At 71.7% G+C, this 22,344-nt stretch carries 24 protein-coding genes; 7 read left to right on the top strand and 17 right to left on the bottom strand.

Annotated elements, in window-relative coordinates; all coding sequences use genetic code 11:
* Positions 1 to 81: 81 nt before the first annotated feature.
* A complete protein-coding gene (locus AC59HU_RS06070; RefSeq protein WP_497222456.1) occupies positions 82 to 849 on the top strand; it encodes an IclR family transcriptional regulator in 768 nt (255 codons plus the stop codon).
* Here the strand turns inward: AC59HU_RS06070 and AC59HU_RS06065 are convergent.
* From AC59HU_RS06065 to AC59HU_RS06025, 9 genes are all read right to left on the bottom strand, one after another.
* On the bottom strand, positions 846 to 1,613 hold the full coding sequence (locus AC59HU_RS06065; protein WP_497222455.1) for an amino acid ABC transporter ATP-binding protein: 768 nt from the start codon (positions 1,611 to 1,613) through the stop codon (positions 846 to 848). The two genes, AC59HU_RS06070 and AC59HU_RS06065, sit on opposite strands and share 4 nt — an antisense overlap.
* Positions 1,610 to 2,500: an amino acid ABC transporter permease gene (locus AC59HU_RS06060; protein WP_497222454.1), complete on the bottom strand. Its 891-nt coding sequence runs from the start codon at positions 2,498 to 2,500 to the stop codon at positions 1,610 to 1,612. Before AC59HU_RS06060 ends, AC59HU_RS06065 begins: the two co-directional genes overlap by 4 nt.
* A 74-nt stretch (positions 2,501 to 2,574) precedes the next feature.
* Positions 2,575 to 3,522 (bottom strand): ABC transporter substrate-binding protein, encoded by a 948-nt coding sequence (locus AC59HU_RS06055; RefSeq protein WP_497222453.1) that lies wholly within the window; start codon positions 3,520 to 3,522, stop codon positions 2,575 to 2,577.
* 215 nt (positions 3,523 to 3,737) lie between these two features.
* Positions 3,738 to 4,988 carry a sensor histidine kinase gene (locus AC59HU_RS06050; protein WP_497222452.1) on the bottom strand — a complete coding sequence of 417 codons (1,251 nt, stop codon included), beginning with the start codon at positions 4,986 to 4,988 and terminating at the stop codon, positions 3,738 to 3,740.
* Positions 4,985 to 5,653, bottom strand: a complete 669-nt coding sequence (locus AC59HU_RS06045; protein ID WP_497222451.1) for a response regulator transcription factor — start codon at positions 5,651 to 5,653, stop codon at positions 4,985 to 4,987. Before AC59HU_RS06045 ends, AC59HU_RS06050 begins: the two co-directional genes overlap by 4 nt.
* 32 nt (positions 5,654 to 5,685) lie before the next feature.
* Positions 5,686 to 6,465, bottom strand: coding sequence for an FAD:protein FMN transferase (locus AC59HU_RS06040; protein WP_497222450.1), 780 nt, complete (start codon positions 6,463 to 6,465; stop codon positions 5,686 to 5,688).
* Between the two features lie 2 nt (positions 6,466 to 6,467).
* A complete protein-coding gene (locus AC59HU_RS06035; protein ID WP_497222449.1) occupies positions 6,468 to 6,890 on the bottom strand; it encodes an FMN-binding protein in 423 nt (140 codons plus the stop codon).
* Positions 6,887 to 8,326 (bottom strand): ferredoxin reductase family protein, encoded by a 1,440-nt coding sequence (locus AC59HU_RS06030; protein ID WP_497222448.1) that lies wholly within the window; start codon positions 8,324 to 8,326, stop codon positions 6,887 to 6,889. Before AC59HU_RS06030 ends, AC59HU_RS06035 begins: the two co-directional genes overlap by 4 nt.
* Before the next feature lie 112 nt (positions 8,327 to 8,438).
* Positions 8,439 to 9,338, bottom strand: a complete 900-nt coding sequence (locus tag AC59HU_RS06025) for an SDR family oxidoreductase (protein WP_497222447.1) — start codon at positions 9,336 to 9,338, stop codon at positions 8,439 to 8,441.
* Between the two features lie 122 nt (positions 9,339 to 9,460).
* On the opposite strand from AC59HU_RS06025, the gene AC59HU_RS06020 reads away from it, so the two are divergent.
* Positions 9,461 to 9,664 (top strand): hypothetical protein, encoded by a 204-nt coding sequence (locus AC59HU_RS06020; protein WP_497222446.1) that lies wholly within the window; start codon positions 9,461 to 9,463, stop codon positions 9,662 to 9,664.
* 31 nt (positions 9,665 to 9,695) lie between these two features.
* A complete protein-coding gene (locus AC59HU_RS06015; RefSeq protein WP_497222445.1) occupies positions 9,696 to 10,280 on the top strand; it encodes an HhH-GPD-type base excision DNA repair protein in 585 nt (194 codons plus the stop codon).
* Here the strand turns inward: AC59HU_RS06015 and yczE are convergent.
* Complete coding sequence (gene yczE, locus AC59HU_RS06010) at positions 10,216 to 10,890, bottom strand: membrane protein YczE (protein ID WP_497222444.1); 675 nt, start codon at positions 10,888 to 10,890, stop codon at positions 10,216 to 10,218. The two genes, AC59HU_RS06015 and yczE, sit on opposite strands and share 65 nt — an antisense overlap.
* 61 nt (positions 10,891 to 10,951) lie before the next feature.
* Here yczE and yczR point away from each other — a divergent pair, with 61 nt between their 5' ends.
* Positions 10,952 to 12,424 carry a MocR-like transcription factor YczR gene (gene yczR, locus AC59HU_RS06005; RefSeq protein WP_497222443.1) on the top strand — a complete coding sequence of 491 codons (1,473 nt, stop codon included), beginning with the start codon at positions 10,952 to 10,954 and terminating at the stop codon, positions 12,422 to 12,424.
* A gap of 34 nt (positions 12,425 to 12,458) precedes the next feature.
* Here the strand turns inward: yczR and AC59HU_RS06000 are convergent, their stop codons facing one another.
* The 3 genes from AC59HU_RS06000 to AC59HU_RS05990 all read right to left on the bottom strand — a co-directional run bounded on the left by AC59HU_RS06000 (position 12,459) and on the right by AC59HU_RS05990 (position 14,509).
* A complete protein-coding gene (locus tag AC59HU_RS06000) occupies positions 12,459 to 12,767 on the bottom strand; it encodes a hypothetical protein (RefSeq protein ID WP_497222442.1) in 309 nt (102 codons plus the stop codon).
* Positions 12,768 to 12,806: 39 nt separating this feature from the next.
* Positions 12,807 to 13,292 (bottom strand): pyridoxamine 5'-phosphate oxidase family protein, encoded by a 486-nt coding sequence (locus AC59HU_RS05995; RefSeq protein WP_497222441.1) that lies wholly within the window; start codon positions 13,290 to 13,292, stop codon positions 12,807 to 12,809.
* A gap of 83 nt (positions 13,293 to 13,375) precedes the next feature.
* A complete protein-coding gene (locus AC59HU_RS05990) occupies positions 13,376 to 14,509 on the bottom strand; it encodes an AI-2E family transporter (RefSeq protein WP_497222440.1) in 1,134 nt (377 codons plus the stop codon).
* A gap of 90 nt (positions 14,510 to 14,599) precedes the next feature.
* Between AC59HU_RS05990 and AC59HU_RS05985 the strand changes: the two genes are divergently transcribed.
* From AC59HU_RS05985 to AC59HU_RS05975, 3 genes are read left to right on the top strand one after another with little or no spacing between them, the layout of a single operon-like run.
* Positions 14,600 to 14,980, top strand: coding sequence for a DUF7882 family protein (locus AC59HU_RS05985; protein WP_497222439.1), 381 nt, complete (start codon positions 14,600 to 14,602; stop codon positions 14,978 to 14,980).
* An 8-nt stretch (positions 14,981 to 14,988) separates the two neighbouring features.
* Entirely contained in the window at positions 14,989 to 17,598 is a 2,610-nt protein-coding gene (locus AC59HU_RS05980; RefSeq protein ID WP_497222438.1) for a sensor histidine kinase, read from the top strand.
* Positions 17,595 to 18,284, top strand: coding sequence for a response regulator (locus AC59HU_RS05975; RefSeq protein ID WP_497222437.1), 690 nt, complete (start codon positions 17,595 to 17,597; stop codon positions 18,282 to 18,284). Before AC59HU_RS05980 ends, AC59HU_RS05975 begins: the two co-directional genes overlap by 4 nt.
* 12 nt (positions 18,285 to 18,296) lie before the next feature.
* Here the strand turns inward: AC59HU_RS05975 and AC59HU_RS05970 are convergent, their stop codons facing one another.
* The 4 genes from AC59HU_RS05970 to AC59HU_RS05955 are packed head-to-tail and all read right to left on the bottom strand — an operon-like array spanning position 18,297 to position 22,202.
* On the bottom strand, positions 18,297 to 19,307 hold the full coding sequence (locus tag AC59HU_RS05970) for an ABC transporter substrate-binding protein (protein ID WP_497222436.1): 1,011 nt from the start codon (positions 19,305 to 19,307) through the stop codon (positions 18,297 to 18,299).
* A 20-nt stretch (positions 19,308 to 19,327) separates the two neighbouring features.
* Positions 19,328 to 20,185, bottom strand: coding sequence for an ABC transporter ATP-binding protein (locus AC59HU_RS05965; RefSeq protein WP_497222435.1), 858 nt, complete (start codon positions 20,183 to 20,185; stop codon positions 19,328 to 19,330).
* Positions 20,182 to 21,195, bottom strand: a complete 1,014-nt coding sequence (locus AC59HU_RS05960; RefSeq protein ID WP_497222434.1) for a FecCD family ABC transporter permease — start codon at positions 21,193 to 21,195, stop codon at positions 20,182 to 20,184. Before AC59HU_RS05960 ends, AC59HU_RS05965 begins: the two co-directional genes overlap by 4 nt.
* Entirely contained in the window at positions 21,192 to 22,202 is a 1,011-nt protein-coding gene (locus AC59HU_RS05955) for a FecCD family ABC transporter permease (RefSeq protein ID WP_497222433.1), read from the bottom strand. The genes AC59HU_RS05960 and AC59HU_RS05955 overlap by 4 nt, the downstream gene beginning before the upstream one ends.
* Positions 22,203 to 22,344 lie beyond the last annotated feature (142 nt).

Here is a 22,344-nt window from a genome sequence, read left to right as displayed (position 1 = left end):
GCTCAGGGGTTTCCCGCCTAAGCTGTCTGAGATACCAGACAGTCCCACCGCTGATTTCCCGCAGGTTTCCGGAGGAGGACCATGCCCGACATCCCGGCGGCACGCCAGGCGCTCCAGATCGTGAAGTACGTCGCCGCGCAGAGCGGGCCCGTGCGCGCGGCGATGATCAGCCGCGACCTCGGGATCCCGCGGTCGACGACGTACCAGCTGATCAAGGTGATGCAGGACGAGGGGTTCCTGCTGCACTTCCCCGAGGACAGGACGTACGGCCTGTCCTCCCTGGTCTCGGAGATCGGGTCGAGCTACCTGCGCACCGCGAAGCTCGGGCAGCTGGCCGAACCGCTGCTGGAGAAGCTGGTCCGCCGCACCGGGCTCCCGGTCGTGGCGCACCTCGGAGTCCTCCGCGGCACCGACGTCGTCTACGTCGTCAAGCACTCGGCGCCGCGCGCTCCGACGCTGGTGACCGACATCGGCGTGCACCTGCCCGCCCACCTCACGGCATCGGGGCGTGCCATCCTCGCCCACTTCAACCGCAACCAGGTGCGGGCGCTGTATCCCGACCGGGCGAGCCTGACCACCCGCAACGGTCGGGGGCCGTCGAGCCTGAAGGAGTTCAACGCGCTGCTCGGCGAGACGCGCACCCGCGGCTGGGCGCTGGAGAACGGCGAGATCACGGAGGACTGCGCGTCGGTGGCCGTCGCATCCCTCGACCACAACGGGTACCCGGCGGCCTCCATCACGTTGACCTTCCGCAAGATCGCCGTCGATCAGACGCTGTGGAAGCAGCTCGGTGCCGCGGCCCAGATCAGCGCCGGAGCGCTCAGCATGCGGCTGCGCGGCAAGATCTAGCGCAGGTGGCCGAGGAACCCCGCGAGCCGATCGCTCTTCGGGGAGCCGATGACCTCGGCTGCGCCGCCGAGCTCGGCGATGATCCCCTGCTCCATGAACGCGACCCGGTCGGCGACCTGACGGGCGAACCGCATCTCGTGGGTGACGACGATCATCGTCATGCCGTCGGCGGCGACGTCCTTCATCACCGCGAGCACCTCGCCGACCAGCTCCGGGTCGAGCGCGCTCGTCGGCTCGTCGAACAGCATCAGCTGCGGTCTCATCGCCAGCGAGCGCGCGATGGCGACCCGCTGCTGCTGCCCGCCGGAGAGGTGACGCGGGTAGGCGTCGCGGCGGGCGGTCATCCCGACGCGTTCGAGCATCGCCTCGGCCGTGGCGTCCGCCTCGTCCTTGCCGAGCTTCAGCACCTTGCGGAGGCCGACGGTGATGTTCTCGCGGGCCGTGAGATGGCCGAAGAGATTGAAGTGCTGGAAGGCCATCCCGACGGTGCGGCGGTAGGCGGCGACCTGCCTCTCGCTCGCCTCGTGCAGCCGTCCGTTGCGCACCACCCTGCCCACGTAGGTGTCGCCGACGGTGATCACGCCCTCGTCGAGCGTCTCGAGGAAGTTGACGCAGCGCAGCAGGGTGCTCTTGCCCGAGCCCGACGCGCCGATCAGGCACAGCACCTCTCCGGCTGCGACGGTGAGATCGATGCCCTTCAACACGTGCGCGGCGCCGTAGCGCTTGTGCACGTTGCTCATCCTGACCAGGGGGTCGGTGGTCATGCTTCAACCTCCACGGGGATGGTGGGCCGCGGTGCCCGAGCGCCCCGGGCGAGCCGCTTCTCGAGGATGTGCTGGCCGATCGAGGCCAGCCCGACGAGCACGAGATACCAGAACGACACCACGAGCAGCAGCGGGATCACCTGGAAGTTCTGGCCGTAGATCTGCTGTGCGCGGGTGAGCAGGTCGCCGCCGCCGATCACGGCGACCATCGAGCTCGCCTTGAGCAGCATGATGAACTGGTTGCCGGTGGGCGGGATGATCACGCGGATCGCCTGCGGATAGACGATCGTGCGCATGGCCTGCCATTTCGTCATTCCGACGCTCCGGGCGGCCTCGAGCTGTCCGGGCGGCACCGAGAGCACGCCGCCGCGCACGATCTCGGCCATGAACGCCGACTCGTGCAGGGCGAGCCCGATGATGGATGCGGTGAAGCCGCTGATCAGGTCGTTGGTCGCGATGCCGGCGTCGATGATCCCCGGGATGCGGAGCGAGAACTCGGGGATGAACAGGGCGAGATTGAAGGTGACCAGCAGCAGGACCAGCAGCGGCAGGCCCCGGAAGAAGCCGATGTAGGCGCGGGCGACGGCCGAGAGCACCGGGTTCGAGGACTGCGCCAGGGCCGCCATCAGGAAGCCGATGGTGACGGCGAGCAGGATGCTGATCACGGAGAGCTGGATCGTCACCCAGAGACCCTCGAGGATCGGCGCCGAGAAGACGTACTTGGCGAAGACCGGCCAGTTGAGCTTCTCGTTGGTCGCGAGGCTCGAGATGACGAGCACGGCGATCGCGGCCACGATGACGCCGGAGATCCACCAGTCGGGGTGTCGCCTGCGCACGACGGGCAGGCTCTCGTCGACCGGCCCGGAGGTGCTCGTCGGTGCGGACATGGTGTCTCCTTGCGTGCTGTCTTCTCGGGTGGATGCCCGCCCGTGCTCGCGGTACGGGCGGGCATCCCTGGTGCTCATTCGAGGCCGCAGGCCCCGCAGAGGGTCGGGGCCTCGAGCGGCTCGGTGGTGGCCAGATTGATGCCGGCGTGGTCGAGGGCGAGGCCCTCGAGCCCCCACTTCGACAGCACCTCGCCGTAGCTGCCGTCCTCGATCGCGAGGTTGAGCGCGCCCTCGATCGCCTTCGCGAGGTCGGTGCTCTCGTGCGCGACGATGATGCCGTTGTAGACCTTCGCCATCAGCGGGCTGGTGAACACGGTGAAGGCCCCGTCGGTGGTCTGGTTGAGGTAGGCGCCGGTCGTCAGGTCGGTGAACGCGGCGTCGGCGCGGCCGGACTGCAGGGCGGTGTTGACGCTGGTCGCGTCGGGGAACTCGGTGCCGTTGATCGGCGGGAGACCCTCCTGCTGGCAGTTCTGGCTGAAGAACTCCTCCTCGGCGACGAAGTCCGTGCCGCTCTGGATCGCCATCGAGACGCCGCAGAGCGTCAGCGGGTTCTCCGAGACTCCGGCCGGGTTGGCGGAGGTCGTCAGCACGCCGCTGGTCGCGTAGGCGTTGTCGATGAAGGTCACCTGCTCCTGGCGCTCGGCCCGGTCGCTGATGCATTCCATGGCGGCGAGGTACTTCCCGCCCTGCACGCCGGGGATGAGTCCGTCGAAGGCGATGGACTCCTGGGTGATCGTGATGCCCAGCTTCTCGCCGATCACCTGGAGGAAGTCGTGGTTGTACCCGTCGATCTCGCCGGCGTCGTTGATGAAGTCGCACGGCGGGTAGCTGGCGTCGGTCGCGACGATCAGCTCGCCGCTGTCGAGCACGGACTGGGGCAGGAGGGCGCGGAGGGAGGCGTCGCCCGTGGGCGCGGGGGTGTCGGCGGGTGCGGAACCGGCGGAGCCGCCCGAGCATCCGGTCAGGACGAGCAGGGAGGCGACGGCGACGGCGGTCGATGCCCCGAGGAGTGACTTCTTCATATCTGAGACCTCTCGTGATGATTCGGGAGTGACGTGTGAATGACAGTGGTGGAACACGCTCGGGCCCTGAGCGATGGGGAAGGCCAGTCGGTGAGTGTGCCTGGAGGCCGTGCGACGAAAGCGGGTTGGATTCCCACAAGCGTAGGTAGGCGTCCCGCGCGGATGGGGTCGCCTTCGCGTCCACTGTCTGAGATCTCAGACTTGAGGGTCGACGATTACATCGATGTTTCTTGGACGTATCGAACGCCCCCCGGGAAGACGGCGGTGACCGCCGCTCCCGTCTCCGGGTGCTCGATCTCGACGGTGCCGTGGTGCCGGCGCACGATCTCGGCCACGATCGCGAGGCCCAGGCCGTAGTGGCGGGCGCTTGAGGAGCCGGCTCCGCCGCGGCTGCTCGCGAACCGCTCGAAGGCCGTGGCCTCGATCTCGGGCGGGAAGCCCGGGCCGTCGTCGGAGACCCGGATGCGGGCGGCGCCGCCGGTCGCGGAGGTGACGGTCACCGTGACCCCGCTCCGCGCATGGTCGAGCGCGTTGGTCGTCAGGGCGATGACGAGCCGGAGGACGGCGGCGCGCGATCCGGACAGCAGGACGGGCTCCACGGATCCGGTCCGGGTGATGCTCAGCCCTCGGGCGACCGCGTCGTCGCGGAGCAGACGGACCGCCTCGTCGGCGGTCGCGGCGAGGTCGACCGGCACCGGATCTGCGACCTCCCGGGGGTCGGCGGCGATCAACAGGTCTTCGAGGATCTCGGTGAGCGCGCGGGTGTCGGTGACGATCTCGTCGACCGAGCGGGTGACGTCCGGGGGCAGGGCGGGGCCGCCCCTCCGCCGGAGCATCTGGGCGCGGGTGCTGAGCAGGGTCAGCGGCGTGCGGAGCTCGTGGCTGGCGTCGGCCACGAAGCGGCGCTGCAGGGCGAGCGCGTCGGCGAGCGGCCGGATGGCGCGCCGGGCCATCAGGTAGGCGGCCCCGAACGCCAGCACCACCGCGAGCAGGCCGCCGAGGATCAGGGCGGTCGCGAGGCGTCCGAGCTCCTCGCCGCTCTCGCGCAGGTCGAGCGAGACCTGCACCACCCGGTCGTGGTTGCGGTCGCCGGTCGCCGAGGTGGTGAGCTGGAGGTAGTCGTGCCCGTCGACCGTGCGCCGGGTGCTCACGTCCGCTCCGCCGGCCGACACCGCGGCGATGGCGGCGGTGTCGACGAGGCCCGCGGGCATGTCTTTCGACGAGATCAGGGCGTCGCCGGTGCGGCCGTCGACCATCGACAGGTACGAGCCCATCGGGGTGTCCCCGGGGGAGTCCAGCTGGGTCAGCGCCGAGAGCGCGCGCTGGTCCGACTCCGCGACGCTGGTGCTGACCAGCCCGAACACGATCACGCCGACGACCGCCACCAGCACCAGTACGAGCGCGGTGAACTGCGCGGTGAGCCGCAGGGATGCGCCCCGAAGGTCGTCCGTGCGCGATCGGCTCACGACAGCGGCCCGAGTCGGTAGCCGACCCCGCGCACGGTCGTCACGACCCCGCGGCCCAGCTTCTTCCGCAGGTAGTGCACGTAGGTGTCGACGACCCCGGGGTCGTCGGCGTCGGGGAACACGGTCGCCAGCAGGTCGTCGCGCTCGAAGACCTGCTGGGGCCATCGGGCGAGCCGTTCGAGCAGGTGCGTCTCGCGTTCGGAGAGGGCGACCAGGGCGCCGTGACGCGTGGTCACGGTGCGGCCGTCGACGTCGAGGGAGGCGTCGGGCAGCGGCAGCACGGGCAGGGTGCTGCGGTGCCGGCGCAACAGGGCCCGCACGCGCGCGAGCAGTTCGTCGATGTCGAAGGGCTTCGCGAGGTAGTCCTCGGCGCCGCGGTCCAGGCCCTCGACCCGGTCGGCCGGGTTGCCGAGCGCCGAGAGCACGAGAGCGGGGGTGAGGATGCCCCGGCTCCTCAGCCGGGTCAGCACCTCCAGGCCCTCGAGCACCGGCAGGCCCCGGTCGAGCACTATGGCGTCGAAGTCCTGGGTCAGCCCCTCGTGCAACGCGCGCTGGCCGTCGCGCGCGAGCACCGTGTCGTAGCCCTCGCCGGCCAGCAGCTGCTCGAGCATCGCGGCGAGCCGGGCGTCGTCCTCCACCAGCAGGATGCGGGCGGGCTCGGGCATGCTCGAAGTATAAGGAGCGCGCTCGGGCACGGTCACGCCGCCACGAGCCCGCCGGATCGCCGGAACGCGGCGGTCGCGGTGAGCGCGCCGTCCCCGCTGACGGCCAGCACGTCGAGGTCGAAGCGGTCGATCAGCTCCTGACATCGGTCCGGCCCCGCGGCGACCAGCGCGGTGGCGAGCACGTCGGCGGTCAGGATGCTCTCGGCCCGCACGCTCACCTGGCGGTAGCGACCGGAGGCGGGGGTGCCCGTACGCCAGATGTGCTCGCCGCGCTCGGCGGTGCCGGACGTGGCGAGGGCTCTCCGGCGGCCGTCCAGTTCCACCGCCGTCAGCAGGGCGCCCCGGTCGGCGGGATCGACGATGCCGGCGCGCCAGGGCTCTGCGCGTGCCGCCCCGCCCGCCGTGCCGCTCGCCGACCCGCTCGTCAGCACGTCGCCGCCGGCCACGAGCATCCACTCGGTCTCACCGGCCCGCTCGAGCCGGTGCGCCGCCTCGGCCATCGCCCGTGCCTTCACGGTGCCCGAGAGGTCGATGACGCCGTCGGGCCGGTGCGGGGTGAAGGCGCCGCCGGTGCGCGCCGACCAGTCGAGCGCCTCGGCGTAGGCCTCCCGCAGCTCGGCACTGGACCGGGTGAGGGCGAGCGCGCCGCGGGCGATCCGGCTCAGTTCCGAGTCGGCGCGGTAGAGGCTGAACCGCCGGTCGGCCTCGGTGAAGGCGCTTTCTATGTCGTCGAGCACGGATGCTGCCGGCACCGCTCCGGCGAAGCGCAGGCTGACGGTGGTGCCCATTGTGGCGAAGACGTGCGTGGTCACCGTCACAGTCCCGCCTGATCCAGAGCGGACTGCAGCGACGTCAGGTACCCCTCGCTCGTGTAGGTGGCGCCCGAGACGCCGTGCACGTCGGCCGACTGCGCGGCGAGCACCTCCTGCCGCAGCACCGGAGCCGCGCGATTGCTGATCGAGACCGAGCGCTGGTCGTCGTCGGTGAGATGCAGCGCGGTGACGTCGGTGATCGTGCCGCTCTCGACGGTGATCTGCACCTGCACCGCGCCGTAGCGGGTCTGCACCGACGAGCCGGTGAAGGTGCCCGACGCGCCCGTCGGGGCCGCGGGCCCCGCCGCATCCGGGGCCGCCGCATCCTGAACCGTCGGGTTCTGACCCTGGGTGCCCAGCTGCCAGCCCACCGTCAGCACGGCGGCCGACGACAGGATGCCGAGCGCCAGCGCGCGGGCCCTCACCAGTCGAACCTCTCGACGTGGAGCTGCGCCTCCGGCAGCCCGGCGTCGCGGGCGTCGCGCACGACGAGATCGGTCCACGCCGCCGGGCCGCAGACGTAAAGGTCGGAGTCGAGCAGGTCGGGGAATGCGCTCGTGATCGTCACGCCCCGGGCGAGGGCCTCGGCCGACATCCAGGTCGCCAGCTCGCGGGGGCGGGGGCCGAGCATGGAGTAGACCGCGTTGCCCCGCAGGCTCGGCAGCATCCCGATCTCGTGCCAGAGGTAGCCCTCGCTCGGGTCGGTCGCCCGCAGCACCACGGTCGCCTCGCCCGGCGCGAGCGTCGAGTGCTCGAGCAGCGACCGGATCGGGGTGATGCCGATCCCCGCGGCGACTACGGCGAGGCGCGGGGCGACCCGGTGGGCGTCGGTGAAGACGCCGTAGGGGCCTTCGATCCAGACCCGGGTGCCCGGGCGCACCCGGCCGATCGCCGCACTTCCGCGGCCGAGGTCGCGCACGGTGATGCGGGCCGAGTGCTCGGTGGGCACGGCCGAGAACGAGATCGGATGCGCGTGCCACCAGGTGCCACGCGACCAGAAGCGCCAGATCGCGTACTGCCCTCCCGCGGTCTGCAGCCGGTCGAGCTCGCGGCCGACCAGGTGGATCGACACGACCCCGGGCGCCACCGCCTCGACGCCCGCGACCCGGATGCCGTGGCGGGCACTGCGCCAGAGGGGCAGCGCGAAGCGGTACAGGCCGATGCCGCCGAAGGCGAGCAGGTAGAGCGCGATCCAGTAGAGCCGCTGCACGGCGCCGTCGGCGAGCACCCCGCCGGCGCTGAGCTGGTGCGGCAGGGCCACCAGCACCGCGAGATAGCTGAGCAGGTGGATGAGGTGCCAGGCCTCGTAGGAGAACCGGCGCCGCACCGCGACCACCGAGGTGACCACGACGGCGACCAGCAGCCCGAGCCCCAGGTAGGCCAGCGCCAGGTCAGGCCCCTGGAGGAGGCCGATCGTCTCGGTCAAGACGTCCGATTCGTCGGTCATCGCGTAGCCGACCGTCAGCAGCACTCCGTGGGCGAGGATCAGGTACAGCGCGGGCTTGCCCAGCCGGCGATGCACCGCCAGCGCCGCATCCTGGCCGACCACCCGGTCGATCACGGGGATGCGGGCGGCGAGCACGAGCATCACCAGGATCAGGTCGGTGCCGACCAGGCCCGTCACGATGCCCGCGGCGGTGATCGCGGACGCCGGGTCGGTGACGGTCAGCAGTCCGCCGTAGGCCAGCCAGAGGGCGACGGACGCGGCGACGGAGGCCCAGACGAGGACGACCATCGCGTCGGCCGCGCGCAGACGGCGGCGGGTGCGGATGCGGCGGGCTCGGTCGATCGAGCCGGCGGGCGCGCCCGGGCGGGCGGTGCGGGGCCGCGTCGTCGCCACGGGGGCTGTTCTGAGGGTCATCATCCGCTCGATTCGCAGAGGGTCGTCGGGTTACCCTCTCAACGATCGTCCGGAATTCTTCCAGCTTTCTTAGGAGCGGCAACTCCACCGGCCCGGCGGCGCAGCCCGGCTGCTACGGCGTGACCATGCCGCCGTTCACGTTGAGCGTCTCGCCGGAGACGAAGCTCGCCTCGGCAGAGGCGAGGAACACGTAGGCGGGCGCGATCTCGGCGGGCTGGCCGGCGCGCTGGTAGGTGCTCTCGTCGTCGAAGGCGGCCATCTGCTCGTCCGAGACGCCGCCGGAGACCTGCAGCGCCGTCCAGGTCGGCCCGGGCGCGACCACGTTCACCCGGATGCCGCGACCGGCGAGCTGCTGCGCGAGCCCCTTGGACAGGTTGTTGATCGCGGCCTTGGAGGCGGCGTAGTCGAGTCGGTCCGGTGCCGGCTGGTAGGCCTCGAGGGAGGCCGTGTTGATGATCGCCGACCCGGGGCCGAGGTGCGGCAGGGCGGCCTTCGTGATCCAGAAGTTCGCGAAGACGTTGGTGCGGAACGTGGCCTCGAACTGGTCGTCGTCGAGTTCCTCCACGTCCGCCACCGCGAGCTGCTTCCCGGCGTTGTTGACGAGCACGTCGAGCCCGCCCAGCGCTTCGACGGCATCGGCGACGAGGCGCCGGCACGCGGCCGGGTCGGTGATGTCGCCGGGCAAGCCCACCGCCGTCCGCCCGGCGGCGCGCACCTGCTCGAGCACGTGCGCCGCATCCGATTCCTCCTCGGGCAGGTAGGCGATCGCGACATCCGCCCCCTCGCGGGCGAAGGCGATGGCCACGGCGCCGCCGATGCCCGAGTCCCCGCCCGTGATCAGGGCCCGGCGCCCGGTCAGCCGGCCGAGCCCTCGATAGCTCGTCTCGCCGAGATCCGGCACCGGGGTCATCCGGCTCTGCAGGCCCGGCTCGGGCTGGTGCTGCACCGGGGGCTCGACCCGGGCGTAGCGCTTCACCGGGTCGCCCGGCTCGAACTGGTCTGCGTCGCTCATGCCGCACACCGTACGCCGCGCGTCGCCGACCGGCCATCCCCTGGTCGCCGGGGGCCCGCGACGTTCGCGGCCCCCGTCCGGGAGGCTGGAAACCGCGACCCGGGCATCGCTAGAGTTCGAGCATGACCAGTCGCGAACCGCTGAGCCCCGGGCGCTACCGCGCCTCCCTCATCCTGGGCCTCGTGCTCGCCGTCGTGTGCCTCGTGATCGGCATCGTCGTGGTGGTGCTGAACCTCAACCCGCTCTTCGGCTGGTTCTTCCTCGTCGTGGGCGCGGTCGTCTCGGTGCTGGCGCTCGTGCAGCTGCGCCGCTCGAGCCGCTCCTGACCCGCGCCGCGGTTTCCCGTACATTGTCGGCATGACTGCTTTGTGGATCACGGGGGACACCGACGCCGACGCCCTCCTGTCGACGGATCCGTTCGCGCTCCTGGTCGGCATGCTGCTCGACCAGCAGATCGCGATGGAGACCGCGTTCGAGGGGCCGAAGAAGATCCGCGACCGCATCTCGGGGCCCTTCACGGCTGCGAACCTCGCCGGGTACGACCCCGAGGCCCTCGTCGACGTCTTCCGGCAGACCCCGGCCGTGCACCGCTACCCCGGCTCGATGGCGGCGCGAGTGCAGGCGCTCAGTGCCGCACTCGTCGAGCACTGGGACGGCGATCCGGCCGCACTCTGGACCCGTGACGACCCCGACGGCCCGACCCTCCTGCGCCGGCTCGAAGGGCTGCCCGGCTTCGGCGCGCAGAAGGCCCGCATCTTCGTCGCGCTGCTGGGCAAGCAGTACGGCGTGACGCCGAGCGGATGGCGGGCCGCCGCGGGCCCCTACGGTGACGAGGGCTCGCACCGCTCGGTCGCCGACATCGTCGACGCCGAGTCGCTCACGCTCGTCCGCGAGACCAAGCGGGCCGCGAAAGCCGCGGCGAAGGCGGGCGCGGGGAAGTAACCGCCCGCCGCGCGAAGAACGGCAGCGTCACCCCGCACAGCGGCCCGATCAGCAGGGCGAAGGCCAGCGTCCCGATGCCGACGTCGCCGCCGAGCAGCCAGCCCACCCCGAGCACGCTCGCCTCGACGAGGGTGCGGCCGAGCCACAGCGGCCAGCCCAGCCTCGAATGGATGCCCGTCATCAGCCCGTCGCGCGGCCCCGGGCCGAACCCGGCACCGATGTAGAGGCCGCAGGCGACGGCCAGCAGCAGCAGCCCGGCGGCGAACAGCCCCGCCTGCGCCACGATCGCCCAGCCGCCGATCGGCAGCGATGCCGGCGAGGGCAGCAGCCACACGCCGAACTCGATCGCGGTGCCGACCAGCAGCACGTTGAGCACGGTGCCGATGCCCGGCCGCTGCCGCAGCGGGATCCAGATCAGCAGCACGGCGAGCCCGACCAGGTTCGTCAGGATGCCGACGCCCCAGCCGGTGACGTGCGACAGGCCCTGCGAGAACACCGTCCACGGCGAGACGCCGATCCCGGCCCGGATCATCATCGCCTCGCCGAAGCCGAAGAGCACGAGGCCGATGACGAGCCGGATGAGCCGGGAGTGCAGCGTGGGACGGAACATGCTGCAATCCAATTAGATGATTGGCCCCCTTTCAAGAAGCCAATATGACTAGGGTGGATGCATGGTCGACGCCCGCATCGGAACCCGCGCCTTCATCGCCCTGCTCGGAGACTGGCGGGTGACGGCCACGGGACCCTCCTACCTCGCCCTCTTCGACCGCATCCGTCTGCTCGTGCTCGACGGCCGGATCGCGGCCGACACCCGGCTGCCGGCCGAGCGCGACCTCGCGCAGGCGCTCGGCGTGAGCCGCACGATGGTGTCGGCGGCCTACCGCGAGCTGCGCGACGCCGGCTACACCACGAGCATCCGCGGTTCGGGAAGCCTCACCCGGCTGCCCGGCCGCGCCCCGGTGGCCGGGCACGACGCCACCGGCGACTACATCGACTTCACCAAGGCCACGATGCCCGCCTACCCAGGCCTCTACGCCGCGACCGAGCGGGTGATGGGCGACTGGGCGGCCGAGCTCGGGGGCACGGGCATCGACCCGTTCGGCTCGCTCCTGCTGCGCCAGGCCGTCGCCGACCGGTACACAGAGCGCGGCCTGCCCACGAGCGTCGACCAGGTGATGATCACGATCGGCGCCCAGCACGCCATCGCGCTGCTCGCCCGCACGGTGATGGCCCGCGGCGATCGGGCCGTCGTCGAGCTGCCGAGCTACCCGCACGCCTACGAGGCGCTCAGGGTGGCGGGCGCGCGGCTGGTGCCGGTCACCGTCTCGGCGCGCGGCAGCGGCGCGGTCCCGGACGGGATGCACGGGTGGGATGCGGCGGAGCTCTCGCAGTCGTTCGCCCGCACGAGCCCGGCGATCGCCTATCTGATGCCCGACTTCCACAACCCGACGGGCGAGTCGATGCCGGCCGAGCTGCGCGAGCAGGTGCTGCGGGATGCAGCCCGGCACGGCACCGTCGTGATCGTCGACGAGACCACCAGCGAGCTCGACATCGACCGACCGGAGTCGTACCTGCCCTTCGCCGCCTACGGCGAATCCGCCACCGCCGACTCGGCCGTGCTGATCGGCTCGGTCGGCAAGACCGTCTGGGCGGGGCTGCGGGTGGGCTGGGTCAGGGCGACGCCCGCCATCATCCGCAAGCTCGCCGGCGCCCGCTTCTCGGGCGACCTCGGCACGCCGGTGCTCGAGCAGCTGATCGTGGCCGAACTGCTGAGGGACTTCGCGCCGGTGCTCGCCCTGCGCTCCCAGCAGCTGCGCGAGGGTCGGGAGACGCTCGAGCGCGTGCTCGGCTCCACCTTCCCGCACTGGCAGGTGCCGCGGGTGCACGGCGGACTCTCGACCTGGGTGAACCTGGGCGCACCGCTCAGCAGCCAGCTCGCGCTGGCGGCCCGCGCCCAAGGGCTGTTGATCACCGCCGGGCCGCGGTTCGGGCTCGACGGGGCGCTCGAGCGGTTCATGCGCATTCCGCTGGGCTACTCGCGCGGCGAACTCGAGCGCGGAGTCGGCGCGCTCGCCGCCGCCTGGCGCTCGGTCAGTTCCGGCCCGGTGGCCTCGACGAGCGAGCTCTTCGCCGACGTGGTCTGAACCCGGCCGCAGAGGCGACCGCAGTCGCCACAGCTCACGGCCGCCCGGCGCTCCGCAGCATCGGCATCGGGCGGTCGAGCAGCTGGAACACGGCGGTCGCGCCGAGCACGATCGCATCGGGGATGCGCGCCGAACTGTGCCGACCGTCGAAGCAGGCGAGCCAGAACACCGTCATGCGCACCCGCACCGAGTGCAGCTCGCCGCGAGCCAACCCCTCGGTGATGATGTCGGCCGAGCGCTCGAGCTGCACCGCGAGGGCCCCGGACGACGTGGCCGACACGCGGTACAGCTCGGTGGCGAGGCGCGTCAGGCCCGCGAGGGCGAGTTCGTCGGCGAGGTCCATCCGCCGACATTAGCGCACATGCGAGGAATCCTCAACGACTCAGAGATCGACGGTCTTGTTGTCTCCGACGTCGGGCTGGGTGCCGGTGACGATCGCCTTGGCGATCTTGAGGAGTGCCACCGGGCGGGGCTCGTCCAGCGACCAGATCTCGGCCGAGTCGGCGTCGATCTTCAGCAGGGCGACCGTCGGGTCCTCCCGGCCCTCGGGGAACCAGGCCTCGACGCCCTTCGACCACAGCTCGTCGATCTTGGCCTCGTCGCGCACGACCGAGGCGGTGCCGGCGATCGAGAGGTAGCCCTTCCCGGACTCGAAGGAGGCGTTGACCTGGGGATGCGCGGCGATCTCCTCGGTCTTCTCGCTCGGCTCCTGGGTGAAGAACCACAGGGTGCCGTCGAACTGCTGCTCCTGCACCCGCAGGGGGCGGCTGTGCAGCGCGCCGCCCTCGCCCTGCGTGGTGACCAGGGCGATCTTGGCGGAGGAGATGATGGCGCCGATGGTGGCGATGTCGTCGTCGGATGCGTTCATGCGCCCGAACCTACGCCGATGCGGCGAGAACGCCACGCGGAAGGATCGCGAGGATGCGACCCGCTCACGCCACCGGCCGGTGATCAGACCTTCGCATCCTGCTTCGGGAACACGACCTTCTGGATGATGATGATGCCCGACGCCGCGATCGGGATGGCCACCAGGGCGCCCAGCACCGAGCCGAGGGTGCCGCCCGCGACGGCGGCGATCACGACGATCGCCCCGGGAACCGCGACGGCCCGGTTCATGATGCGCGGGCTGAGGAAGTAGGCCTCGACCTGCATGTAGATCACGTAGTAGATCGCCGCGACCAGCGCCGTCAGCGGCGATGCGAACAGGCAGACCAGCGTGATGACGATCGCGCCGGAGAGCGTGCCCACCAGCGGGATCAGCGAGGCGAGGAACGCCACGAACGCGAACAGCGCCGGCAGCGGTGCGCCGATGATCGTCAGGAAGATCAGGCTCAGGATGCCGTTGATCGCCGCGAGGCTGATCTGCCCGACCACGTAGCGGCCGACCGCCCCGGTCACGTCGTCGGTCAGCGAGGCGAAGGATGCGCGACGGTTGGCCGGCACGAACCGGTACGTCATCCGTTTCATGCTGCGCAGCGACGCCAGGAAGTACAGGGTCAGGATCAGCACGATCACGGCGCCGGTGGCCCCGCTGGCGATACCCGTGCCCACGGCCAGCAGGCCGCCGCCGAGCGTGACGAGGTTGTTCGGGTCCTGCACGAAGCTGAGCGCGCCCTTGGTCGCCTGGTCGATGTCGATCACGTTGCCGAGCTGGCTCTGAACGCTCTTGACGAAGTCGCTCTGCGTGAAACCGGTGACGATCTGCGGGAACGAGTTGATGAAGTTCGAGGCCTGATCGACGATCAACGGGATCACGGCGAACAGCAGCCCGCCGAAGACGAGGATGACGACCGCGAACACGATCACGATCGCCAGGGGCCGTTTCATCCGCCGCTCGAGCCACGAGACCAGCGGGTCGAGCCCGAGGGCGAGGAAGAGGGCGACGCCGATGTAGACCAGCACCGTGCCCAGCTGAGCGACGATGCCGCCGATCACCAGTGCGAGGAGCACGCCGAGACCGCCGACCAGACCGATGCGGAAGGCGTTGACGCGCACCGCCGGCACGCTCTCCGAGCCGGCGACGTCGAGGTCGGAACCGGGCTGCAGTGCGGGGTTCTCGGGGGCGTGCCGTTTTGTCCTGAACACGAAGACACCTCATCTCATCCGCTGGCAACACTAATGCGCCGAGCGCCCCGCCGCCCGTGGCAGTATCGTTTTGCCCAGGAGGAACGCCGCATGGGAAAGCTGCTGTACGGATCGTCAGGAATCGAGATCGAGTTCGACGATCGCACGCTCACGCATCTTCAGATCGTGATCGCGGCGAAGCTCCGCCGCAAGGAGAGCTTCTTCTTCTCCTGGAAGGACGACCCGGCGATCGGTGACGGCCGTTCGAGCATCTGGCTCGACGCCTCCATCCCCCTCTACTTCAAGTTCGCGGGCGGTCGGGTTCCGTCGATCAACCGCGAGTGGCTCGACATCCTCACCGCCTCCTCCAACGGCAGCGGCGGGCTGCAGTTCACCGAGGAGCCCGGAGCCGGCAACGGCAACTCCGGCAACGGGCACTCCGGCAACGGTTCAGCCCACGGCGGGGCCTCGGGCCCGGCCACCGTGCGCTGACGGCGGCCGTGCGACGGGGCCGACTGCGGGTGCTGCTCGGTGCGGCTCCCGGCGTCGGGAAGACCTACGCGATGCTCGAGGAGGGCCGGCGGCTCCGCGCGGCGGGCCGCGACGTGGTCGTCGGCATCGTGGAGACGCACGGTCGCGCCGGAACGGCGTCGATGGCCGTCGGCTTCGAGACCGTGCCACGGGTGCGGGTCGAGCACCGCGGCGTGGCGCTCGACGACCTCGACCTCGAGGCCCTGCTCGCCCGGGCACCCGACGTGGCGCTCGTCGACGAGCTCGCGCACACCAACGCGCCCGGACTCCGCAATCGCAAGCGCTGGCAGGACGTCGAGGTGCTGCTGGATGCGGGCATCGACGTGATCTCGACCGTCAACATCCAGCACATCGAGTCGCTCAACGACGTCGTGCAGCAGATCACCGGCGCACCCCAGCAGGAGACGATCCCGGATGCGGTGCTCCGCTCCGCCGACCAGATCGAGGTCGTGGATCTCGCCCCCGAGGCGCTCCGCGACCGGCTCGCCGAGGGTGTGGTCTATCCGGCGGCCCGGGTGGATGCGGCCCTGTCGAACTACTTCCGGCTCGGCAACCTGACCGCCCTCCGCGAGCTCGCCCTGCTCTGGCTGGCCGACGAGGTCGACTCCTCGCTGCAGTCGTACCGGGCCGAGCACGGGATCGGCCAGAAATGGGAGGCCCGCGAGCGGGTGGTGGTGGCGCTGACCGGTGGCCGGGAGGGCGAGACCCTCCTGCGCCGAGGGGCCCGGATCGCCGCGCGGTCTGCGGGAGGACGACTGCTCGCGGTGCACGTGATGGCGCAGGACGGCCTGCTCCAGGGCGAGCCGGGCGCGCTCGAGGCGCAACGCGTGCTGGTGGAGAGTCTCGGCGGCACCTTCCACCAGGTGGTGGGCGATGACATCCCAACCGCCCTGGTGGAGTTCGCGCGGGCGTCGAACGCGACGCAGCTCGTGATCGGCGTGAGCCGCCGCAGCCGGCTCGCCGCCGTGTTCACCGGGCCGGGCATCGGATCCACCGTCATCCGCGAATCGGGCGACATCGACGTGCACATCGTCACGCACGCCGCGGCCGGCGGCCGGCTCCGGATGCGCCTGCCCGGGGTGCGCGGTGCGCTGACCCTGCGGCGCCGGGTGCTCGGATTCGTCTTCGCGGTGGTGGCGGGCCCGGCGCTGACCTGGTTGCTGACGAGCGTGCGCTCCGACGACTCGATGACCTCGGACGTGCTGGCCTACCAGTTGATCACCGTGGTCGCGGCCCTGATCGGCGGGCTCTGGCCGGCGCTGTTCGCCGCCGTGCTCAGCGCCTTCACGCTCGACTTCTTCTTCGTCGACCCGCTCTACACGATCACGGTCGCCGAGCCGCTGCACCTCGTCGCGCTCGCCCTCTACGTCGTGATCGCGGTGCTGGTCTCGGTGGTCGTCGACCAGGCGGCGCGGCGCAGCCGGTCGGCGGTGCGCTCGGCAGCCGAGTCCGAGCTGGTCGCCGCGGTCGCCGGCAGCGTGCTGCGGGGTGAGGGCGCCCTGCAGGCGCTCGTCGCGCAGACCCGGGAGGCGTTCGGCCTCACCGGCGTGCGGCTGGTGCGCGAGGATCGCGTGCTGGCCCACGACGGCGCGGGGTTCGGTGCTGGTGCCGGTGCCGGTGATGGTGGCGGGACCCCGGTCGTGGTGCCGATCGACGACCGCACGCGGCTCGAGCTGGCCGGCCGCCCGCTCGGCGCCGCCGACCGCCGGCTGCTGTCGGTCATCGCCACGCAGCTCGCCGCCGTGCTCGAGCGCGCCGAGCTGGAGGAGGCCGCCCGGGAGGCGGTGCCGCTGGCCGCGGCCGACCGGGTGCGCACCGCGCTGCTCGCGGCCGTCGGCCACGACCTCCGTCGCCCGCTGGCCGCTGCGACCGCGGCCGTCACGGGCCTCCGGGCCGACGCCGAACGCGCGGCGCTCTCCGACGTCGACCGCGAAGAGCTCCTCGCCACCGCGGAGGAGAGTCTCGCCGGTCTCGCCCGCCTGCTCACCGATCTGCTCGACGTGAGCCGTCTGCAGGCCGGGGTGCTCGGCGTCACCCTCGCCGACGTCGACGTAGACGACCTGCTGCCCGAGGTGCTCGACGAGCTCGCCGTCGGGCCGGAGCAGGTGGAGCTCGACGTGCCGGCCGGCCTGCCGGCCTTCCGCGCCGATCCCGTGCTGCTCGTCCGTGTGCTGGTGAACCTCGTCGGCAACGCCCTGCGGCACGCTCCCGAGGGGGATCCGGTCACGGTGGCGGCCAGCGCCTTCGGCGGCACGGTGCAGCTGCGGGTCGTCGACCGCGGGCCGGGCATCCCGGCCGATCGTCGCGACGAGGTGTTCGTGCCGTTCCAGCGGCTGGGCGACACCGACAACCTCACGGGGCTCGGCCTCGGGCTCGCGCTCTCGAAGGGCTTCGTCGAGGGGATGGGCGGCACGATCGAGGCGGAGGAGACGCCGGGCGGCGGGCTGACGATGGTGGTCGCCCTGCAGACGGCCCTCCCGGCCGAGGAGAGGGAGCCGGCCGAGGAGAGGGAACCGGCCGAGCAGAGCAAACCGGCCGAGCAGAGCAAACCGGCCGAGGAGAGGGAACCGCACGCATGAGGATCCTGATCGCCGACGACGACCCGCAGATCCTCCGCGCGCTGCGGATCACGCTGGGCTCGCACGGCTACGACATCCGCAGCGCCGCCGACGGCGCCGAGGCGATCCGAGCGGCGGCGGAGTTCCACCCCGACCTCGTCATGCTCGACCTCGGCATGCCGGAGCTGAACGGCATCGAGGTGATCGAGGCGATCCGGGGCTGGTCGGCCGTGCCGATCCTGGTGGTGTCCGGCCGCACCGGCTCCTCCGACAAGGTGGACGCGCTGGACGCGGGGGCCGACGACTACGTCACGAAGCCGTTCGCGATGGACGAGCTGCTCGCGCGCATCCGGGCTCTCACCCGTCGCGCCCCGGGTGCGGCGGGCGCGGGGACGGCGGAGCCCGCCGTCTCGTTCGGCGGGGTGACGGTCGATCTCGCGGCGCACCAGGTGGTGCACGACGACGACCGCACGCCGGTGAGGCTCACCCCGACGGAGTGGAAGATCCTCGAACTGCTGCTGCGGAACCCCGGCCGGCTGGTCACGCACCAGGAGCTGCTGACCGAGGTGTGGGGCACCCACCGGGTCAAGGAGACGGGCTACCTGCGGCTCTACATCGGGCAGCTGCGCAAGAAGCTCGAACCGGTACCCTCCCGGCCGAAGCACCTCGTGACCGAGGCCGGGATGGGGTACCGGTTCGTGGCGTGACAGCGTCTCGGGCTAGGACAGCTTCTTCGACGAGCGGATGATGTCGGCCAGCTGCTCCATGTGGGCGGCCTGCGAGGCGTAGTCCAGCGCGGCGCCGTTCCAGGTGTGGATCTGGCCGGCGGCGAGGGCGGGGTCGGCGGCGAAGGTCGGCTGGGCGCGGAGGTCGGCCTCCTGGTAGCCCTCGACGTTCACCAGCAGCACGTCGCCGGTCATCATCTGGGCCGCGTTCTCCCAGCTGTAGATGTCCCAGTAGTAGAAGCCGTCGGGATTGGCGTTCGTGAAGGTCACGCCGAGGCTGGAGTAGAGCTCGGTCTCGGGCTCGTCCATCGGCTTGACGACGTAGATGCCGTCGGCGTCGGCGTACATCTGGGTGACCTCGATGTCGTTCTCCTTGGCGGCGGCGGTGAGGTCGGCGGCCGCGGCATCGAACTTCTCCTTGGCCGCGGCGATGGTGTCCGGGCTCGCCCCAAGGGCCTCGGCGAGTCGGTTGGAGCTGTCGATCACGTCGCTGCCCTTGCCGCCGACCTCGATCGCGACGATCGGGGCGATCTTCGCCAGCTGGGCCTGCTGCTCGACGTCGGCGAAGGCGTAGTACGGGCCGGCCAGATCGAGCGTGCCCTCCCGGTCGGTCGGGTAGATGCCGGTGACGATCAGGTCGGGGGCGGCCTCGGCCAGCGCCTCGAGATCGATCTCGCCGTAGCTGTTGCCGACGATCGCCGCCTTGCTGATGTCGTAGCCGTCGAAGCGGGGGTCGGAGGCGACGTCGACGCGGCCGAAGATCGCGACCGGGTCGATGCCGGTGCTGAGCAGGCCGATCGCGTAGTCGGAGTAGCTCGCGATCCGCTCGGGGCGGTGGTCGAGGGTCACGGTCGTGCCGGTGTCGTCGGTGTAGCTCCAGGCGGCGTCGGCGGCGGAGTCGGCCGACGCGGCGCCCGGGTCGGTCGCGCACCCGGCCAGGCCGACCAGGGCCAGAGCGGGGACGAGAAGGAGGGCGGAACGGCGGAGGGCGGTCGAAGTTTTCACAAAAGTTAGGTTAGCCGAACCTAACTCGCCGCGCGAGTCGAGATCGAGGCCGGGCTCGTCGAGGCCGCCTCGGGGTCGATCGGCACGATCAGCGGGGTGCCCGTGCTCGGGTCGGGGATGACGAGGGCCTCCAGGGCGAAGGCCTCCCGCAGCACCGCCGGGGTGAGCACCTCCCACGGCGTGCCGTCGGCGATCACCCGGCCGCCGCCCACGACGACGAGCCGGTCGGAGTAGCGGCCCGCGAGGGTGAGGTCGTGCAGGACCATGACGACCGTGGCGGCGCGCGCGCGGTTGATCGAGCGCACCAGGCCCAGCACGTCGAGCTGGTGGCTGAGGTCGAGGAAGGTCGTCGGCTCGTCGAGCAGGATGATCGGGGTCTGCTGGGCCATCACCAGGGCGATCCAGGCCCGCTGCAGCTGACCGCCCGAGAGCGAACCCGCCTCGCGGTCGCCCAGCTCGGTCAGCCCCGTCGCCGCGAGCGCCTCGTCGATCACCGCCGCGTCGGCCGGGGTCCACGGTCGCAGGAGACTCTGGTGCGGGTGGCGCCCGCGCGAGACCAGGTCGCGCACGGTCGTCGCCGAGGGCGTCAGCGGCTTCTGGGGCAGGATCGCGAGCTGTCGCGCGACCTCCCGCGTGGGCAGCGAGGCCACCGGGCGGCCGTTCAGCTCGACCGTGCCGGCGTCGGGTGCCAGGAGCCGGCCGAAGGCCTTGAGCAGCGTCGACTTGCCGCTGCCGTTCGCCCCGATCAGGGTGGTGACCCGGCCCTGTTCGATCTCGAGGTCGAGCCCCTCGAAGATCACGGTCTTCTCGTAGGCCAGGGTGACTCCGCGCGCGCGGAGGGCTGGAGAGACGGGGCCGGATGCGGTGGATGCGGTCATGAGGTGTACTCCCGTTCCTTGCGTCGGGTGAGCAGCCAGATCAGGTAGGGGGCGCCGATGATCGCGGTGAGGATGCCGACGGGTACCTCGCCGGGCAGCACCCCGCGCGCGAGCGCATCCGCGCCGACGACGATGACCGCGCCCATGAAGGCCGACGCGATCAGCGGCGGCCGGCCGGTGTGTGCCAGGCGGCGCACGATCTGCGGTGCGACGAAGGCCACGAACTCGATCGGCCCGCTGGCCGACACCGCGGCCGCCGTGAGCACGACGGCGCAGACGATCACGATCAGCCGGTGGCGCTGCACCGCGACCCCGAGCCCGGTCGAGATGTCGTCGCCGAGCTGGCTGATCTCCAGGGCCCGCGACTGCAGCAGCGCGACGGGGGTGACGACGACCAGCACGACCACCACGGGCCACACGCTCGCCCAGGAGATGCCCGACAGGCTGCCGACCAGCCACTGCGCGGCGGCCGCTGCCTCGGTGATCTGCGCCCGCGAGATCAGGTAGCTCGTTATGCCGCCGAGGGCCGCGGTGGCGCCGATGCCGATCAGGATGAGTCGGTAGCTGTCGACCCCGCCGCGCCAGGCGAGACCGTAGACGATGCCGGCGGTGACCAGCGCCCCGATCGTGGCCACGGCCGGGAGCCCCAGGGTGAGGAGCCCTGCGCCGACCGAGTAGCTGCCGCCCGCGAGCACGATCGCCGAGACCGCGCCGAGGGCGGCCCCCGAGGTCACCCCGAGGATGTCGGGGGTGGCGAGCGGGTTGCGGGCGAAGGTCTGGGTCAGGGCGCCGGCGAGCCCGAGGGCCGCGCCGACGGCGAGGCCGCCGATCACCCGCGGCAGCCGCAGCTCGAGCACGATCAGCTCCTGGCCGGGCGTGCCCGCCCCCACCAGGGTGCGCAGCACGTCGGGCACGGTCAGCGACGACGAGCCGGCCAGGATGCCCAGCACGGCGAGCACCAGGGCGGCCACCAGGCAGCAGACGGTGCTGAGCACGACGCGCCGCCTCACAGCGCCGCCATCCTGCCGCGTCGCACGATCGCGATGAACGCGATGCCGCCGACGACCGTGAGCACGACGCCGACCGGCACCTCGGCGGTGCCGCCGATCAGGCGCCCGATGATGTCGCAGACGAGCAGCACCCCGGCGCCGACGAGGCCCGAGGCGGGCAGCAGCCAGGCGTGCCGACCCCCGACGAGCCCGCGGGCGATGTGGGGGGCGGTGAGGCCGACGAAGCCGATCGGGCCGGTGAGCGAGACGGCCGCCGCCGTCAGCAGGGTGATCGCGGCGAGCCCGACGATCCGGGCGCGGAGCAGGTTCTCGCCGAGGCCGTGGGCGAGCTCCGTGCCGAGCGCGAGGTTGTCGAGCGAGCGCACGTTGGCGAAGGCGAACACCAGGCCGGCCCCGGCGAAGAGGAGGGCCGCATCCGCACCGGCGAGCGTGCGGCCGGAGAGCGAGCCGACCACCCAGATGCGGTAGGCGGCCAGCGTCGTCTCGTCGGCGAGCACGAGGTAGGAGGTCAACGCCACCAGGAGAGCCGACACCGCGGTGCCCGCGATCGCCAGCGGCACCGGGCTCGAGAGACCGCGCCCGAGCGCGGCGACCGTGAAGACGAGGATGCTCGCGATCGTCGCGCCGGCCAGCGCGAGCCAGAGGGTGGTCAGCACCGAGCTGGTGCCGAGCACGTAGACGCCGATCACGACGGCGAGGGTGGCTCCGGCCGAGACGCCGAAGATCCCGGGATCGGCGAGCGGATTGCGGGTCTGGCCCTGCATCACGGCGCCCGCGATGCCCAGGCAGCAGCCGACCAGCAGGCCGAGCACGGTGCGCGGCACCCGGGAGCCCCAGACCACGGCCCCCTCGTCGCGGGCCGGGTCGAACAGGCCCGTGAACACGGCGCCCGGGCTGATCAGGTTGCTGCCGAGCATCAGGCTGGCGAGGGCGATGACGGCCAGGGCGCCCAGCAGGGCGACCAGGATGAGCGCGCGCCGCGAACGGAGAACGGTCGAGCGGCGCATGTGGTTAGCCTAGCCTCACCTAACCTTGCGCGTCGAAACGCGAATCCGAGCCCAGGAGCACGAGGCCAGGAGTGCGCGGCCGGGAGCGCGGGGCCAGGAGCGCCAGGAGTGCGCGCCCAGAAGCGCCGGTCGGCGCCGCCCG

Source organism: Herbiconiux sp. 320_LB, from assembly GCF_059691755.1.
The sequence above is the reverse complement of the archived record's forward strand: the minus strand, read 5'-3'. Positions and strand labels throughout refer to the sequence as shown.